Source organism: Olsenella intestinalis (assembly GCF_023276655.1).
GTDB classification, from domain to species: Bacteria; Actinomycetota; Coriobacteriia; order Coriobacteriales; family Atopobiaceae; genus Olsenella_J; species Olsenella_J intestinalis.
This window is the reverse complement of the sequence record NZ_JALGRK010000001.1, coordinates 431,702-447,614: the sequence shown is the minus strand read 5'-3', so window position 1 is coordinate 447,614 and position 15,913 is coordinate 431,702. Positions and strand designations below refer to the sequence as shown.

The following is a 15,913-nucleotide window of genomic DNA, read 5'->3' as shown; positions in this document are numbered from 1 at the left end:
CAAGGGGCGCACCGACGATCGTCGATGCGCCCCTTTCCCTTACCGAGACATCGAGATGAGCACTTGGTCCAAGCGGCCGGCAGCTACTCCTTCTTGTCGGGGTCGCGCGGGCCGTCCTCCGTGGAGGGCGTGCTCTTCTCGTCGTCCTCCTTCGGGTGCACCTTCTTTGCGTCGTCGTGCACGAGCACGAGCCGGTGGTCGTGCGTGGGACGCTTGGAGCGGCGCTCGATGGCCTTCGACTGGCGCTTGCCCTGCTCCAGCGCCTGGTTGTACATCTGTTGCGCGCCCTCGACTACCTTGGGCGTGAGGTCCATGTCGGCGGGGGAGAGCACGTTGAACCTGAGGGAGATGCGCCTCAGCAGCACCGTTACGAGCACGCAGAGCGCGACGGCCCACGGCCGGTTGATGCACAGCTTGAAGATCGCCACGTAATAGACGACCGAGCCGGCCACCGCGCAGATCGCGTAGAGGTTGCTCCGCTGGAAGATGCGCGGCGTGTCTCCCAGGAAGATGTCGCGCATCATGCCGCCGCCGACGCCCGTCGCCGTGCCCATGAGCACGGCCGCCCACGGGCTCAGGCTGTAGATGACCGCCTTGTCGGTTCCGGCGGCGACGAACAGCCCGACCGAGATGATGTCGACCCACTCCAAGAGGTTCGGCACCTTGCGGAAGATGCCGGGGAACAGGAATCCCACGAGGCCCGCGAGCACCGTGACGGGAATCGCCATCTCGCTCGAGATCATGTAGACGCCGCCACGCTGCATGATGATGTCGCGGATGAGACCGCCGCCCAGGCCGCCGAGCATCGCCAGGACGATGTGGCCCACCAGGTCGAGCTTTCGGTCCTGCGCAACGAGCAGGCCGGAGGCGGAGCCGACCACCACGGCGGCGAGGTCGAGCCAGACGGGTATGGAGACCGCGGACATGTCAGGTCCGGCGGACGAGAAGAGCTCAGGAATCACGCGTCACTCCCACGGCATCGGATGCATTGCCTTGCACGGGGCCTATCTGCGAATCCCGTACGTAGAAGAAGGATAGCAGCGCCTGCGAGCTACGAAGCCACGATCTTCTCGAAGGACTCGACGTCCATGGGCTTGTAGAAGTGGAAGCCCTGCATGCACGAGCAGCCGTGCTCCTGGAGGAAGAGCGCCTGCTGCTCGGTCTCCACGCCCTCGGCGATCAGGTCCATCCGCAGCGACGCGATCATCTGGATGACGTGGCTCACGATGACGTGACCGCGCTGCATGTCGCCCTCGCCCGAAAGGAACCTCAGGTCGAGCTTGATGCGGTCGACGGGCACCTCCTTGAGCATGTTCAGCGAGGAGTAGCCGCTGCCGAAGTCGTCCATCTCGACGCGGAAGCCCAGCTCGCGCAGCTTCGCGGTGGTGCGGATGAGCTCTTCCGCCTTCTCGACGAAGGCGCTCTCCGTGATCTCGATGTGGAGCTGGTCGACGTCAAGGCCATAGGTATCGATGAGATTCGAGAAGAACGACGGGATGTCGACGCCCTCGCGAACGTCGCTGCGCGAAAGGTTGACCGAGATGGCGCGGCGCTGTCCCTGCTCGTTCCAGCGGCGTAGGTCCTGGCAGGCCCTCTCCCAGACGTGGTAGTCGAGCTTGTGGATGAGGTCGTGCCTCTCGAGCGTGGGGATGAACTCGGCGGGGCTCAGCATGCCGAGGCTGGCGTGCTCCCAGCGGCAGAGCGCCTCGGCGCCGACGATCTGCCCGGTGCTGAAGTCGACCTGCGGCTGGTACCAGACCTTGATCTCCCCGCCCTCGAGCGCGGCCGGCAGGTGGGCGACGATCTCGGCGTTGCGCCTGCCGGCGTTCCACTGCTCGGCGTTGTAGAACTCGTAGCCGTCCGCAAAGGTCTCACGCACGCGCTTCTCGGCAACGCGGGCATAGTCGAGCATCTGGTCGACGTTGGGGTTCTCGTAGTCCTCGGGGGACAGCGCGTAGATGCCGCCCGAGATGCGAACGCGGTACTCCTCTCCCTGCGCGACAAAGTAGTTGCGAACGTGCTCGTGAACCGAGCTGTCGATCTTGTACAGGTCGTCATCGTCCGTGGCGACGCGCAGCACGCTCAGGCGGTCGCCGCCCATTCTGCCCAGTGCCTCCTTGTCCGTGAGGTATGCCGCGGTGCGCGTGAACCAGTAGCGCAGGAGGTCGTCGCCGGCCTTCCTGCCAAGGCTGTCGTTGATGTACTTGAAGTCCTTGATGTTCGCGTACGTGAGGAAGTACTGGGTATCGGGGTTCTCCCGAAGGAGCTCGGCGACGCGCGCCTTGAAGCCCATGCTGCTCAGCGCCCCCGTGAGTGTGTCGTTCTCCATGAGGTCGCGGACCTTCTCCTCCTGCTCCCTGCGCTCCTCCCTGCGCTTCTGGACGCCATATGCGACAAGCGAGGCGAACAGCACGACGCACACGACGACCGCCGGCATGTACTGGTAGAGGTAGTCGAAGAAGTCATACTTATAGAGACGCCTCGTCGTGTGGTCGAGCACGACCGCCTGCCTGTTGGTGTCCTGAAGGGTGGCGATGCCCTTGTTCAGCCGCTCGATGGCCGCCCTGCCCTCGGGGGTGTCCACGGCGCCGGCCTTGAAGTCCATGGACAGCATGTTCTGCGGCACCACCACGAGGTCGGAGTATGCCGGCTTCTGCAGCGTGTAGCTCCACACGTAGGAGTTGTTCAGCAGCGCGTCCACGCCGCCCGCGCGCATCGCCCTCACGCCCTCGTCCGTGGTGCCGAAGAACGTAATCTCAATGCCCGGGTAGATCTGCTTGATCGTCTCGCCTACGCCGGCTTGCGAGGAGAGCATGCCCACGCGCAGGCTGCCGAGTTCGGGCATCGAGGACCTTCTGTCGGTGGTGACGAGGGTAAACGGCGTCTGGATGAGGTTATCGGAGATGACGGTCGGAGTTCCTGCCGCGCTCTTGATGGCGCTGCCGAGGGGCATGACGACGTCGTAGGCGTCGCTGTCGAGGGCTTCCTTGAGCGTGGGCTCGCTCAGCGCCTTGACGTCTACCGAGTAGCCCGCCGCCTCGCCGGCCATGCGAACCAGGTCGACCCCTATGCCGTCGATCTCGCCCGTCTGGTCGTTGCGATAGAACATCGGAGGCCTGTCGACGGGAACGCCCACGGCGAGCGTCTCGCCTTCGGCCCATGCCGGTGCGGGAGCGGAGAGGCAGCACATCGCGAGGCAGACCCCCATGAGAATGGGGCCGATACGCCTCATTGATCGCGCTAAGCCGGCCATGCCGCACCGCCCTCGAAAGCGAAGGGTACCTAGGCCGCTATTATCAGCTATGACGACTGCGGCCATGCCGAGAAGAGCCTGTCTGCTGGGCGAAAGGCATCCGCGTGCCCCCAGCCGCGCGACCCCGCAACGCCGGGGCCCTGCGAGCCTTTGCCCCAGGCTGACGTTCGATCTTAGCGTGAGCCCCTGACCCGATTCGCCGATTCCGCAGCCATCGCTACGCCCCGCGCGCCCTCGGATTGGTCCGCGTGGGCGTTTTCCCTGTTGTAGGCTGTATGGAGAGGCGCCGCGATGGCTCCGGGACGCATGCTCCGCCAGCCCGTCGCGGCTCCATCCCAGACTCAACCTGACATGTTTCGATGGGTGCGGGATGTGTTTCGATGAACTTGAAATTCTAGGCGCCTTTGCCCCACGAAATTGTAGAAATAGTGACTGTCGCACGGAGCGGCCAAGTATTGTATACTGGCGCATGCGCTTTTACGGAGAGTTGTCCGAGTGGCCGAAGGAGCACGATTGGAAATCGTGTATACGCCTAAAGCGTATCCTGGGTTCAAATCCCAGACTCTCCGCCAGAACTTCCAGGTGGCGCCCGGCAGGGCGCCACTTTCTATCACCCTTGGAGGGGTGGCAGAGCGGTTGAATGCGGCGGTCTCGAAAACCGTTTACCCCTTCTGGGGGTACGAGGGTTCGAATCCCTCCCCCTCCGCCATGTGAGATCACGGGTCGTCGAGAGACGGCCCGTTTATTTTGCCCAAGTTCTTGGTCTCCCGCACGACACTGGTCTCTCGTGCCTGCGCCATCTCCGCGGCGTCGCCTTCGTGTTACAAAGGGCGCTCGCCCTCGACAAGTCATCTAAACTGATGTGCGTCATCGTGGAGCGCCGCCCGCCGCGCGCTCAAGGTATCGAGAGGATTTTGGACATGGCATCTAACTCTGAGAAGTACTTCTCGCGCTCCTGGGCGCTGCTCACGCGCGACAAGGGCTGGTTCAAGCCCGTCATCCTGCTGGCCCTCGCGCACCTCGTGCCCATCGTGGGTCCGCTGGGCGTTTATGGCTACATTCTCGAGTGGGCGCGCCTCACGGCCTGGGGCGTCGACTCCGCCCCCAAGCAGAAGGGCGTCAACATCGGCGAGTGCATCTCGAGCGGCTGGCGTGGCTTCGTCGCCGTCCTCGGCTGGGGCATCATCTACTACATCATCGCGGGTATCCTGTCCGCCATCAGCCTCTTCGGCCTGCTGAACCTCGCCGTCTTCGTGGCGGGCATCTTCGTGAACGCCATCCTGTCGGTCTGCGCGCTGCGCGCCACCATCTACCAGAAGATCGGCGCCGGCTACCAGGCCAACCGCATCTTCGAAATGGTCAAGTCCGACTTTGCCGGCATCGCCCGCATCTCGGGCCTCAACGTCGTGATCAACCTGATCATCGGCGCCTTCGTCTGCATCATCTCGATGATCATGATGCTCCCCGCGTTCACGCAGATCGCGGCCCTCGCCGCCACCACGAGCGGCACCACCCGCTCGCTGACCGCCGCGCAGGCGGCGCAGGTCCTCGGGATCATCGGCTCGCTGGCGGTCCCGTTCTGCATCATCTTGATTGTCGTGCTCGTGCTCGCGACGATCTCGAACCTCGTCATCACGACTGCCGTCGGTCTCTGGATGAGGAACTTCGACGTTCCGTCCTGGGGCGACAGCGCCGACGAGGTCCCCGGCGTCTCCGCCGCCGCGGCAACGACTTCGGTCCAGCCGCCTGCCGTGCCCGCCGAGACTGCTGCATCTGAGACCGCCGCTCCCGTGGCCGTGCCCGTTCCCAGCGCAGACGAGAAGAGCGAGCAGACCACGATCGTCGAGGAGGTCTCGCTGACGGAGCCCGCCTCCGAGTCCGAGCCTGCTTCCACATCCGACGCCTCCGTCGAGAACATGCAGGATGTCGAGAATTCTGCGCCAGCCGAGGCCCAGCCCGAGGCTAGTGTCGCCGAGGAGGCCGTAACTCCCGCCGAGTCCGACGAAACTGCAGGTGAGGAGAAGTCCGAGTAGACCAATCGTGTAGGTTCTGAGGTGGCGAATCTCACCTCCGGCAACCTTCTCTCGTGACCACATATATATACCTGCGTCTGAACTCTCCCCGTGCAGCCACGTGCCAGCACGGGGAGAGTTTTATGCAAGTCGACCCTGCTACGCTGCGCTCACGAGATGTGGGAGATGTGTGGGAGAGGTCGGGCCGAACCTGGAAATTGCCGAGACCGCTGGTTGGTGTGCTAGTATGCTAGGTCGACCTTTCCTGCTCCGGATGCAACCTTCACTAACCGGAGCCGTTAGCCCAGAGGAGGTGACCACATGAAGGCTTATGAACTGCTGTACTTTGTCGATCCGCAGGCCACTGAGGAGGCTCGCGCCGGCGCCACCAAGCGCATCGACGTCGCCATCACCGAGAACGGTGGCACGATCGACAACGTCGAGGACTGGGGCAAGCACAAGCTCGCCTTTGAGATCGACAAGCTCACCGAGGGTGACTACACCCTGATCGACTTCCACGCTGATCCCACTCAGATCGCCGAGCTCGACCGCGTTCTCCGCATCAACGATGCCGTGAAGCGCCACATGGTCGTGCGTCGTAGCGACAGGGACTAGTTTTGGAAGAGTGGACGTGCGCGTCCATGGATGAGAGGCTGTGAGCAACGTGAGCATCAACAGGGTGAACATTTCCGGTAACCTCACTCGCGATCCCGAGCTGCGCGCGACGAGCGGCGGCACCCAGGTCCTGACCTTCGGTGTCGCGGTCAACGATCGTCGTCGCAACCAGCAGACCGGCGAGTGGGAGGACGTTCCCAACTTCGTGGACTGCGTGGTTTTTGGTAACCGTGCAGATGCGCTTTCGCGCTTCCTCTCCAAGGGCATGAAGGTTGCCATCGAGGGCAAGCTTCGCTGGAGCCAGTGGGAGAAGGACGGCCAGAAGCGCAGCAAGCTCGAGGTTATCGTTGACGAGGTCGAGTTCTTCTCCCAGAGGGGTGGCTCCGACCAGCAGGGCGGCGGCCGCCAGAGCTACTCTGGGTCTGCCTCCGCTACCGCGCCCGCGCAGCAGTCGTCCCGTCCCCCCGTCCAGGCCCCGCCCCAGGCGGAGACCTACGACGAGGACATCCCGTTCTAGCTTAAAGGCGGCCTCGGCCGCCGGTAGAAAGGCAATAAGACATGGCTAAGCAGAGGAAAGTTGAACAGCGCCAGCCGCGTCGCAAGTACTGCCAGTTCTGCAAGGAGGGTGTCGAGTTCATCGACTACAAGGACACCCAGCTCCTCCGCAAGTACATGACCGACCGCGGCAAGATCAAGCCGCGCCGCGTCACTGGCGCCTGCACGCAGCATCAGCACGACATCGCGATCGCCATCAAGCGCGCTCGCGAGATGGCACTCCTGCCGTACACCGTCGCCGTGGTTTCCAGCCGCGGTGGCCGCAACCGCGGCTAGCGGCGTACGCTTCGAGGACTGAGCGCCGTTGGGTAAGGCAGTCGACAGCAAGCGGCCCGTGGCACCTGAGGGCTTCGAGAGAGGCTCGATCGTCCACGCGCCAGTCGATGGCCAGGCGGACGGACGCGAGACGTGGGAGGGAGAGGTCAAGCGCGGCCTCTTCTGGGCGGCATTTGGCGGCATGATCGCCTTCGCCGCCCCCAACATCGGCTCCGTCATTGCCGCGTATGGCATCTGCCTCGCCTGCTTCGAGCGGGAGGGGAGCCTTCTCTGGAAGGCGCTCCTTGCCTGCCTGGGAGCAGGTGCTCTGACGGCGGCCCTTGTGGACCTGACCCAGGTCCCCCTCGTCATCCTGACGTGCGTGGCGACCATCGCCGTCGCACTTCTCGTGATGAGGAACAAGGCCACGAGCGGCTGCCTGTGCGCGCTTGCGCTCGCACTCGCGGCGGCGACCGGCGGGGTGGAGGCGCTGTACGCCTGGATAGGCGGCACGACGCTTCCGCAGGCAATCACGGACCTTCTCACCGTCTCAGGCGAGATGCTGTCCAAGGGAGCCAACATCTCGGCCCAGGTCGGGGTGGATCGCGCGGTCGCACTGGCAAGGACCTACTGGCCGATGGCGTACCTTTCGGGCGCCGCCGTCCGGGTGGCCCTCGCTCTCTTCGGGGCGCGACTCGCTCTTCGCAAGAGGGGCGTCGTCTTCGAGAAGAGCGCGCTCATGGAGTTCGACGCACCGCTCTGGGTGTGCGCGGCCTTCGTCGTCGGCATGGCGGCGAGCATGTCCGCGCCGCTCTTCCCCGAGTGGTCGTACTGGATCAAGTTCTTCGGCGAGAACGTGCTCACCGCAGCGCGCATCGCCCTCTCGATCCAGGGCATCGCAGTCGGACTCTGGTACGCGCGCCAGCGGGGCGTGGGTCCCTTCATGCGAGGGATGCTCGTCGCGCTCATGGTCTGGATCGAAGTGTCATTTGTCGTTATGAGCGTTTTGGGCCTGGTCGACGCCCTTCTCGCCAACTTCCGCTCGCTCGAGCGGAGGCGGTGGGGCTTCGCGACGAGGTCGCACGAATAAGCAAGGAGTCGGCCCAGCCGACCAACAAAAGGAGTTCCCATGAAAGTCATTCTTCTGGGTGAGCTCAGGGGCAAGGGTGGCGAAGGCGACATCGTAGAGGTCGCCCAGGGCTACGCGGAGAACTTCCTGTTCCCGCAGCGCATCGCCCAGCCCGCTACCCCGGGCAACATCAAGCAGCTCGAGGAGCGTCGTCACGTCATCGCGAAGCGCGAGGAGAAGCGCATCGCCGACGCCAACGCCGCCAAGGAGCAGCTCGATGGCAAGAACGTCAAGATCGAGGCCAAGGTCGGCGAGAACAACCAGCTCTTCGGTTCCGTCACCCCCGCCCAGATCGCTGACGCGATCAAGGAGCAGCTCGGCGTCGAGGTCGATCGCAAGCGCATCGTGCGCGGCAACGCGATCAAGACCGCCGGCACCCACAACATCGAGGTCAACTTCTACCGCGACATCAACGCCGTGGTGAGCGTCCTCGTTGGCTCCGACGAGCAGGAGGCCGAGGAGGCCGAGACCGCCGAGGTTTCCGAGGAGACCGCGGAGGAGACCGCCGAGGTCGCCGAGGCTTCCGAGACCGAGGAGGCCGCCGAGTAGTTTCGTTTGTTTACAAGTGCTCTCTACTGAACTGCGGATATCTACAAAACGCGCAGCTTGGTAGAAACGGGCACGCGTAATCACGAGCAATTGGCACCCGTGCTCCCCCAAACCTTCATCGGTTTGGGGGAGCATTTAAATGACCACTGATGTATGAACATGGCAATTTACCTGCGGTTTTACAAGCAGTGACTGGTAAAGTGCCGAATATATCGCCGCGATGCGGCGGTCGTTAATGCATAAGCCGAGAGACACGGGCGATTGTTGAAAACCTCTCGCCAAAAATCTCAAAAAGTTGTTGAAAACGTCGAAAAGTAGAGAAGTACCCGCTCAGCACAAATAGCTATCAACAATGGCCTGTTGATTGGGGATATGGGCAAAAATCGCCCTTGCATTTTGCGCTACCATTCCCACGCACCGTTTTATCTCGAAAGAACCAGGAGCTTCTTCCCATGTCCGATCGCATCTACGAGAACTATTCGCAGGCGCCCTCCGCAAGCGAGGGGACGATGCCCCAGGACATCCAGGCGGAGAAGTCGATCCTGTCTGCCATGATCTTCTCGCCGGAGGTGCTCGAGGAGTGCGTCGTCGCCCTCGACGAGTCCGACTTCTACCTGTACTCTCACAAGGCGATCTTCAGGGCCATCAACGACCTGTTCGACAAGGGCAAGCCCATCGACCCGATCTCCCTTGCCGACCACCTGCGCAGCGAGGGCAACCTCGACAAGGTCGGCGGACCCTCGTACCTCCTCGACCTCGGCTCGGCGAACTTCTCGCTCGCAAGCTGGCAGAACCACGTCGAGATCCTGCACCGCGACGCGACCCTGCGCGCGATCATCGAGGCCTCCTCGAAGATCTGCGCCCTTGCCTTCGACGCACCCGAGGACACCAAGGAGGTCGTCGACTCCGCCGAGAACCTCCTGCACAAGGTCACCAACCGCGAGATCGGCGACAGCTTCTCCGACCTCTCGACCGTCATGGGCGACCTCTTCACCGAGCTCGGCGAGGCCTGCCAGAACCCCGAGAGCAACCTCGGCGTCGCCACCGGCTACAAGATGATCGACACGAGCCTCCAGGGCATGCGCCCCGGCCAGATGATCGTCATCGGTGCCCGACCCGGCGTCGGCAAGACCTCGTTCGCACTCAACCTCGCGACCAACGCGGCCGCCCACGGCGCGTCCGTCGCGTTCTTCTCGCTCGAGATGTCCAAGACCGAGATCGCCCAGCGACTGCTGTCCGCCCAGGCGAGGATCCCCCTCTCCGCGATCCGTGGCGCCAGCATCAAGGACGACCAGTGGAACACGATCATCGACGCGATCAACGACCTCTCCAACCTCGACATCATGATCGACGACACCCCGGGCACGACGGTGACCGAGATCCGCGCGAAGGCGCGCCGCATGCTGAAGGACAAGGAGAACGCCCTCGTCATGGTCGACTACCTCCAGCTCCTCTCGCCTCCCTCGGGCGGCCACCGCGCCGACAGCCGCGCCACCGAGGTCTCCGAGATGTCCCGTGGCATCAAGATCATGGCGAAGGACCTCGAGTGCCCGGTCATCGCGCTGTCTCAGCTGAACCGTAACGTCACTGACCGCAAGGGCCAGCGCCCGCAGCTCTCCGACCTTCGCGAGTCGGGCTCCATCGAGCAGGACGCCGACGTCGTCATCCTGCTTGACCGCTCGATGACCGAGGAGGAGGCCGACCGCCCGGACCGCCCGGACATGAACGTGACGGACTTCATCATCGCCAAGAACCGTTCCGGCCCGCTGAACATCGTTCCGCTGGTCTTCCTGCCCGGATCGACAAAGTTTGTCGAGATGTCACGGGAGAGTGTCTAGCGGACATTCTGCCTGTGGGGCGTCGTATACTGGTGCGCGTGCGAGTCGCGCCGCCGGGCGCGCTCCAAGAGACAACTTCCTTCGAGAGGGGACGCAATGCCGGCATCAGTGCTTGTTGGTACACAGTGGGGCGACGAGGGAAAGGGCAAGGTCACCGATCTCATCTCCGGCGACTTCGACGTCGTCTGTCGCTACGCGGGCGGAGCTAACGCGGGCCACACGGTCATCGCGAACGGCCACAAGCTCGGACTTCACCAGGTTCCCTCCGGCGTCATGTACGAGGGCACCTACCCCGTGATTGGCAACGGCTGCATCGTCGACCCCGAGATCCTCCTCGGTGAGATCGACATGCTCGAGGAGCAGGGCATCTCATGCGACGCGCTCAAGATCTCGGGCAACGCGCACATCGTCATGCCCTACCACAAGGACCTCGACGGCGCGCACGAGAAGCGCCTCGGCAAGAACCTCATCGGCACGACCAAGCGCGGCGTCGGGCCCACCTACATGGACAAGATGAACCGCACGGGCCTTCGCATCCAGGACATGCTCGACGAGAAGATCTTCCGCGAGAAGCTCGAGAGCGCCCTTGCCTACACCAACCCCATCCTCGAGAAGGTCTACGAGATGGAGACCTACACGGTCGACCAGATCTGCGAGACCTACCTGCCGATGGCCGAGCGCATCCGTCCCTACATCGTCGAGAGCTCGCTGTTCCTCAACGAGCAGCTCGAGCAGGGCAAGAACATCCTGCTCGAGGGCGCCCAGGCGACCATGCTCGACATCGACCACGGCACCTACCCGTTCGTCACCTCCTCCAACTGCACCGCCGGCGGCGCCATCACCGGCTCCGGCGTCGGCCCGACCCACGTCGACCGCGTCCTCGGCATCGCCAAGGCCTACCTCACCCGCGTCGGCTCCGGCCCCTTCCCGACCGAGCTCGACGACGAGATCGGCGACCGCCTCGGCGAGGTCGGCCACGAGTACGGCGTCACCACGGGTCGCAAGCGCCGCTGCGGCTGGTACGACGCCGTCGTCGTGAACTACGCCGCCCGCGTTAACGGCCTGACCGACCTCGCGATCACCAAGCTCGACGTCCTCGGCTGCCTCGACGAGATCAAGGTCTGCGTCGCCTACGAGTGCGACGGCAAGACCTACCGCACGGTCCCCGAGCATCAGAGCGTCTTCTACCACGCCAAGCCGGTCTACGAGACCCTGCCCGGCTGGGGCTGCGACATCTCCGGCATCCGCAACTTCTACCAGCTGCCGCGCGAGGCCAAGGACTACATCGACTTCCTCGAGCAGCTCGCCGGGGTGCGCGTGTCGATCATCACCGTCGGCCCCGACCGCGACCAGACCATCGACCGCTACTGGCACTAGGGACGCGCATGGGACCCGAGCCGCGCCCTAACTTCGCGATCGTCTGCGACAGCGCCTGCGACCTTTCCCTCTCGCTGCTCGAGAGGGCGGGCGTGGCGCTGGTCCCGCTCGTCGTGAGGATCGGCGACCGCGCCTACCGCGACTGCATCGACCTCAACGCCGCCGACTACTTCGTCTCGTACTCGACGGCCAAGGGCCAGATCAACACCTTCTCGCCCACGGAGCAGGACTTCGTCAACGTCTACGAGGCGCTCGTCATGCAGGGCTACACCGAGATCGTCTCGGTGCACGTCTCATCGCAGATGCGCGACGCCTACCAGATCGCGGTCAGCGCCGCGCGCAAGGTGGGCGGAGCGCGCATCCAGGTTATGGACACCAAGGGCACGTCGGCCAAGTGCGCGCTCGTGCTGGCCCGCCTCGTGTGCGACCGCGACTTCGGCCGCGACGTCGACGAGGCCGTCGCGCGCGCGGTCAAGGTCGCCGAGTCGGCCCGCATGCTGCTCGTGCCTGCCCACGACGCGAAGCCCGCCCGCGGGGTGGGCCACAACCGCGGCGGCATCCTGGGCTATGCCGGCCAGCTCCAGCGCCGCGCCCTCGGCGTCCGCAGCGTCCTCGAGGTCGGCGCCGACGGCCGGGCCATCGAGCTCTTCCGCTCGCCCGACCTCTCTCGCCTCGCCGGTGGCATGGCCCGCAAGATGAGCGCCTACGCCCACGAGGTCGGCCCGCTCACCTACGTCGAGATCAACGCGGGCGTCCCGCGCTCGCTCGCCATCGTCGAGAAGCCGCTCGTCACCAACGAGTTCGAGTCCACGCGCGCGGCCATCCTCGACACCAACCCCAGCACGACCAACCAGCTCGGCCTCGGCGCCGTGGGCATCGCCTTCGTGGCGAGCAGCCTGCTCTCGCCCGGCGAGGCCGCGGCACACCTCAAGCTCTAGCAAGGCGCCGGCCCCGTCCTGCGCATGCGGGGCGGGAGGCGCGTCCAAACGCATCGCACGGAGGGAACATGGCAGACAACAAGATCGACATCCTTCTTTTGGGGGCCGGCGGCCGCGAGCACGCCATCCTCTGCAAGCTCGCCGCCTCGCCGCGCGCCGGCCGCCTCTACGTGGCCCCGGGCAACGGCGGCATGCTCGCCCTCGCCGAGCGCGCCGACGCCGACCCCGAGTCTCCCGAGGACGTCGCCCGCTTCGCAGCCGAGAAGAGCATCGGTCTCGTCGTGATCGGTCCGGAGGCCCCGCTCGTCGCGGGCGTCGCAGACGCCGTGCGTGCCGCGGGCATTCCCGTCTTCGGCCCCAGCGGCAAGGCGGCCCAGATGGAGGGCTCCAAGCGCTTCGCCAAGGAGGTCATGTCCCGAGCCGGCGTCCCCACGGCCGCCTACGAGGCCTTCACCGACGAGCAGGCCTGCTGTGACTACGTCCGCAAGTTCGGCGGCCCCGTGGTCGTCAAGGCCGACGGCCTCGCCGCGGGCAAGGGCGTCATCGTCGCCTCCACGACCGTGGAGGCCCTCGCCGGCGTGCACGAGTGCTTCACCGCCTTCGGCGACGCCGGCAGCGTGGTCGTCGTCGAGGAGATGCTCGAGGGCCCCGAGTGCTCCCTTCTCGCCCTGACCGACGGCAAGACCGTCGTGCCGCTGGCCACCTCGCAGGACCACAAGCGCGCCCTCGACGGCGACCGCGGCCCCAACACGGGCGGCATGGGCGTCTACAGCCCCGTGCCCATCCTCCTTCCCGGCGAGCTCGAGCAGATGGTCGAGATCGAGGAGAAGGTCGTGGCGCAGCTGGCCGCGGAGGGCAACCCCTACAGCGGCTGCCTCTACGGCGGCTTCATGCTCACCAAGGACGGCCCCAAGGTCCTCGAGTTCAACGCCCGCTTCGGCGACCCCGAGACCCAGGTCGTGCTGCCCCGCATGAAGGCCGACCTCGTGGAGTGCTTCCTCGCGTGCGACGCCGGAACCCTCGACCCCGCCATGGTCTCCTGGGACGACGACTGGGCCGTCTCGGTCGTGCTCGCGAGCGCCGGCTACCCCGGCCCCTACGAGAAGGGCAAGCGCATCGAGGGCATCGCCGACGCAGAGGCCCTCGACGGCGTCACCGTCTACCACGCCGGCACCCGCCTCGACGACAACGGTGATACGCTCACCAACGGCGGCCGCGTCCTCAACGTGACCGCCGTGGCCGACACCTTCGAGGACGCCCGCAACAAGGCCTACCAGGCCTGCGATTGCATCGCCTTCGAGGGCAAGACCTACCGCCACGACATTGGCATCAAGGCAATCAAGGGGCGCGCGAACCTCTAGCGCGGCGAGTGAGGACTACAAATGAGCGACGCGACTGATACCAACCTCCCGACCGATCCCGCCGCCGAGAAGAGCGAGGCCCTTCTCGCCGGCGCCCTGGACAGCATGCGCGACAGCGCCCGGGCGTTCACCTTCGACGGCGACCGCGCCACGCAGGACCACGTCTCCGGCATGCCCGAGAGGCGCGGCCTCGTGCTGGGCGACGACGACCCGCGAGACGCCGCCCTCGCCGAGCACGTGGCGTCAGAGGACGTCGCCTGGAGCGGCCGCATCTTCAACGTCGACCGCCTGGGCGTGAGGCTGCCCGACGGGCGCGAGGCCGTCCGCGACGTGGTGCGCCACCCCGGCGCCGTGGCGATCGTGGCGCTCACCGACGACGGGCGCATCTGCCTCGTGAGGCAGTACCGCACGGCGCTCGGCCGCGTGACGGTGGAGGTCCCCGCCGGCAAGCTCGACCCCGGCGAGGACCCGCTCGACTGCGCCCGCCGCGAGCTGCTCGAGGAGACGGGCATGCGCGCCGAGCGCATGGCCTTCCTCACCACGATCGCGACCTCGGCCGGGTTTGCCGACGAGCTCATCCACATCTACATGGCCACGGGCCTGACCTTCGACGCGTCGAGCCCCGACGCCGACGAGTTCATCAACGTGGACCTCGTGGACCTCTCCGAGCTCGTCGACGGCGTGCTCGACGGCAAGATCGAGGACGCCAAGACCGTGGTCGGGGCACTCATCTGCGACGCGGTCTCGCACCGGCTCGCGCCGGGGGAGGGCGAGCAGCCAAGGCAGTAGCTCTTCTCGGCCGGGCGCTGCCTCTGCCGCCCGTGGCCGACAGAGCCGCCCGCGAACGCTGGCTATGCAAAAGGCGTGCATATGGGCGCAGATTTCGCCGTGGCGTGACAGCCGCGGCGCGCCTTGCCTATACTGAGGAATGCGAAACTATCGTCGCTTCGCCGCGCAGGCCGGCGGCGTCCCCACCATGAGCCAGTAGGGAAGAGACCATATGGCACAGAGGAAAGAGCGCGCCCGCATCCAGAGGGGCGCCCTTACGGCAGAGGAAGCGGAGAAGCTCTTCGCGACCGTCGACGAGACGGGCCACACCAACGAGGAGACCGCGCGCATGCAGCGCAAGCGGCGCAAGGAGGTCGGCCAGGCCGTCGACGTCGACCCGCTCTCCGACGCCGATCCCTCGGGCTCCAACGTCGAGAAGGTCATCACCAAGACCGCCGTCAGCTTCGTTGTCATCTTCCTGGCGATCGTCGTGGTCTCGCAGGTCTCCTGCGGCTTGGCGCGCCGCGCGAGCACGGCCAACCTCGCCGCCGCCACCAACGTCACCAACGTCGCGTCCGCGCTGCGCGGCGGCGTCGAGTGGGGCAACGGCTTCACGCAGTTCCCCGAGGACTTCACGGTCCAGGAGGCCGACGAGAACACCCACCGCGTCGAGGTCACGGTGACCGACACGTCCTCCAAGGACGCGCTCGAGGCCTTCGCCGGCTCGCAGATCCAGGCGACGGCGCTCGCGGTCAACTCGCTGCTCAACCCCAACATCAACACGGTCATCTACCACGTCAACGTGCACGTCGCCAACGACGGCACCTATGAGAACGCCAAGCTCTTCGGCTTCCTCAAGCCCACGAGCGAGGTCAAGACGATCATGACCTTCATCTGGACCAAGACGACCAGCGACCAGGGCGTGCGCTTCAACTGCACGATCACGGGCGTCGACGAGGACATGCAGGAGCGCCTGCGCGAGAACATCACCTCGTCCTTCACCCCCAACGCGATCCTCTCGGCGCTGAGCGGTGACGAGAAGAGCAAGGACTCCAAGGACGGAGCCGCTGCGGGCAGCACCGCCACCGGCGCCGCGACTGCGACCAACGGGACCACGACCGCGTCCGGCGACGCTGCGGCCACCACCGACGCCAACGCGAACGCGAATGGCGATGCGAACGCGAATGGTTCCAACAACGCGAACGGAGCCTCGGGACAGCAGTAATCCCACCTCGCCCAGAACCGAACCAAGAGACGGAAACC

The 15,913-nt window shown here is 65.5% G+C and carries 14 protein-coding genes and 2 tRNA genes; 14 read left to right on the top strand and 2 right to left on the bottom strand.

The window, feature by feature from the left end; all coding sequences use genetic code 11:
• Positions 1 to 83: 83 nt before the first annotated feature.
• Together M5D76_RS01765 and M5D76_RS01760 are read right to left on the bottom strand one after the other, a co-directional pair.
• Positions 84 to 962, bottom strand: coding sequence for a trimeric intracellular cation channel family protein (locus M5D76_RS01765; RefSeq protein WP_248921677.1), 879 nt, complete (start codon positions 960 to 962; stop codon positions 84 to 86).
• An 89-nt stretch (positions 963 to 1,051) separates the two neighbouring features.
• Positions 1,052 to 3,232 carry an EAL domain-containing protein gene (locus M5D76_RS01760; RefSeq protein ID WP_248921676.1) on the bottom strand — a complete coding sequence of 727 codons (2,181 nt, stop codon included), beginning with the start codon at positions 3,230 to 3,232 and terminating at the stop codon, positions 1,052 to 1,054.
• A gap of 502 nt (positions 3,233 to 3,734) precedes the next feature.
• On the opposite strand from M5D76_RS01760, the gene M5D76_RS01755 reads away from it, so the two are divergent.
• The 14 genes from M5D76_RS01755 (at position 3,735) to M5D76_RS01690 (ending at position 15,875) form a co-directional block, all read left to right on the top strand.
• Positions 3,735 to 3,825: transfer RNA gene (locus M5D76_RS01755), tRNA-Ser, on the top strand.
• Positions 3,826 to 3,871: 46 nt separating this feature from the next.
• Positions 3,872 to 3,962: transfer RNA gene (locus tag M5D76_RS01750), tRNA-Ser, on the top strand.
• A 211-nt stretch (positions 3,963 to 4,173) separates the two neighbouring features.
• A complete protein-coding gene (locus M5D76_RS01745) occupies positions 4,174 to 5,286 on the top strand; it encodes a DUF4013 domain-containing protein (protein ID WP_248921675.1) in 1,113 nt (370 codons plus the stop codon).
• A 300-nt stretch (positions 5,287 to 5,586) separates the two neighbouring features.
• On the top strand, positions 5,587 to 5,880 hold the full coding sequence (gene rpsF, locus M5D76_RS01740) for a 30S ribosomal protein S6 (RefSeq protein ID WP_248921674.1): 294 nt from the start codon (positions 5,587 to 5,589) through the stop codon (positions 5,878 to 5,880).
• A gap of 49 nt (positions 5,881 to 5,929) precedes the next feature.
• Positions 5,930 to 6,397 (top strand): single-stranded DNA-binding protein, encoded by a 468-nt coding sequence (locus tag M5D76_RS01735; protein ID WP_248921673.1) that lies wholly within the window; start codon positions 5,930 to 5,932, stop codon positions 6,395 to 6,397.
• A 41-nt stretch (positions 6,398 to 6,438) separates the two neighbouring features.
• Entirely contained in the window at positions 6,439 to 6,711 is a 273-nt protein-coding gene (rpsR, locus tag M5D76_RS01730) for a 30S ribosomal protein S18 (RefSeq protein WP_248921672.1), read from the top strand.
• Positions 6,712 to 6,739: 28 nt separating this feature from the next.
• Positions 6,740 to 7,780, top strand: coding sequence for a DUF2232 domain-containing protein (locus M5D76_RS01725; protein WP_248921671.1), 1,041 nt, complete (start codon positions 6,740 to 6,742; stop codon positions 7,778 to 7,780).
• A 39-nt stretch (positions 7,781 to 7,819) separates the two neighbouring features.
• Positions 7,820 to 8,368 carry a 50S ribosomal protein L9 gene (gene rplI, locus M5D76_RS01720; protein ID WP_248921670.1) on the top strand — a complete coding sequence of 183 codons (549 nt, stop codon included), beginning with the start codon at positions 7,820 to 7,822 and terminating at the stop codon, positions 8,366 to 8,368.
• A gap of 452 nt (positions 8,369 to 8,820) precedes the next feature.
• Positions 8,821 to 10,206 carry a replicative DNA helicase gene (dnaB, locus tag M5D76_RS01715; RefSeq protein WP_248921669.1) on the top strand — a complete coding sequence of 462 codons (1,386 nt, stop codon included), beginning with the start codon at positions 8,821 to 8,823 and terminating at the stop codon, positions 10,204 to 10,206.
• Positions 10,207 to 10,302: 96 nt separating this feature from the next.
• Positions 10,303 to 11,583, top strand: a complete 1,281-nt coding sequence (locus M5D76_RS01710; RefSeq protein ID WP_248921668.1) for an adenylosuccinate synthase — start codon at positions 10,303 to 10,305, stop codon at positions 11,581 to 11,583.
• A gap of 8 nt (positions 11,584 to 11,591) precedes the next feature.
• Positions 11,592 to 12,521, top strand: coding sequence for a DegV family protein (locus tag M5D76_RS01705; RefSeq protein ID WP_248921667.1), 930 nt, complete (start codon positions 11,592 to 11,594; stop codon positions 12,519 to 12,521).
• Between the two features lie 68 nt (positions 12,522 to 12,589).
• Positions 12,590 to 13,882 carry a phosphoribosylamine--glycine ligase gene (purD, locus tag M5D76_RS01700; RefSeq protein WP_248921666.1) on the top strand — a complete coding sequence of 431 codons (1,293 nt, stop codon included), beginning with the start codon at positions 12,590 to 12,592 and terminating at the stop codon, positions 13,880 to 13,882.
• A gap of 105 nt (positions 13,883 to 13,987) precedes the next feature.
• Positions 13,988 to 14,671 (top strand): NUDIX domain-containing protein, encoded by a 684-nt coding sequence (locus M5D76_RS01695; RefSeq protein WP_428847224.1) that lies wholly within the window; start codon positions 13,988 to 13,990, stop codon positions 14,669 to 14,671.
• A 211-nt stretch (positions 14,672 to 14,882) separates the two neighbouring features.
• Positions 14,883 to 15,875, top strand: a complete 993-nt coding sequence (locus M5D76_RS01690) for a hypothetical protein (RefSeq protein ID WP_248921665.1) — start codon at positions 14,883 to 14,885, stop codon at positions 15,873 to 15,875.
• The last annotated feature ends 38 nt before the right edge of the window (positions 15,876 to 15,913 follow it).

Excerpts from the sequence above, each read along its gene's own strand:
- M5D76_RS01760 (WP_248921676.1), bottom strand. The coding sequence starts at position 3,232 with ATGAGGCGTATCGGCCCCATTCTCATGGGGGTCTGCCTCGCGATGTGC.
- M5D76_RS01745 (WP_248921675.1), top strand. The coding sequence starts at position 4,174 with ATGGCATCTAACTCTGAGAAGTACTTCTCGCGCTCCTGGGCGCTGCTC.
- rpsF (WP_248921674.1), top strand. The coding sequence starts at position 5,587 with ATGAAGGCTTATGAACTGCTGTACTTTGTCGATCCGCAGGCCACTGAG.
- rpsR (WP_248921672.1), top strand. The coding sequence starts at position 6,439 with ATGGCTAAGCAGAGGAAAGTTGAACAGCGCCAGCCGCGTCGCAAGTAC.
- rplI (WP_248921670.1), top strand. The coding sequence starts at position 7,820 with ATGAAAGTCATTCTTCTGGGTGAGCTCAGGGGCAAGGGTGGCGAAGGC.
- dnaB (WP_248921669.1), top strand. The coding sequence starts at position 8,821 with ATGTCCGATCGCATCTACGAGAACTATTCGCAGGCGCCCTCCGCAAGC.
- M5D76_RS01710 (WP_248921668.1), top strand. The coding sequence starts at position 10,303 with ATGCCGGCATCAGTGCTTGTTGGTACACAGTGGGGCGACGAGGGAAAG.
- M5D76_RS01705 (WP_248921667.1), top strand. The coding sequence starts at position 11,592 with ATGGGACCCGAGCCGCGCCCTAACTTCGCGATCGTCTGCGACAGCGCC.
- purD (WP_248921666.1), top strand. The coding sequence starts at position 12,590 with ATGGCAGACAACAAGATCGACATCCTTCTTTTGGGGGCCGGCGGCCGC.
- M5D76_RS01695 (WP_428847224.1), top strand. The coding sequence starts at position 13,988 with ATGCGCGACAGCGCCCGGGCGTTCACCTTCGACGGCGACCGCGCCACG.
- M5D76_RS01690 (WP_248921665.1), top strand. The coding sequence starts at position 14,883 with ATGGCACAGAGGAAAGAGCGCGCCCGCATCCAGAGGGGCGCCCTTACG.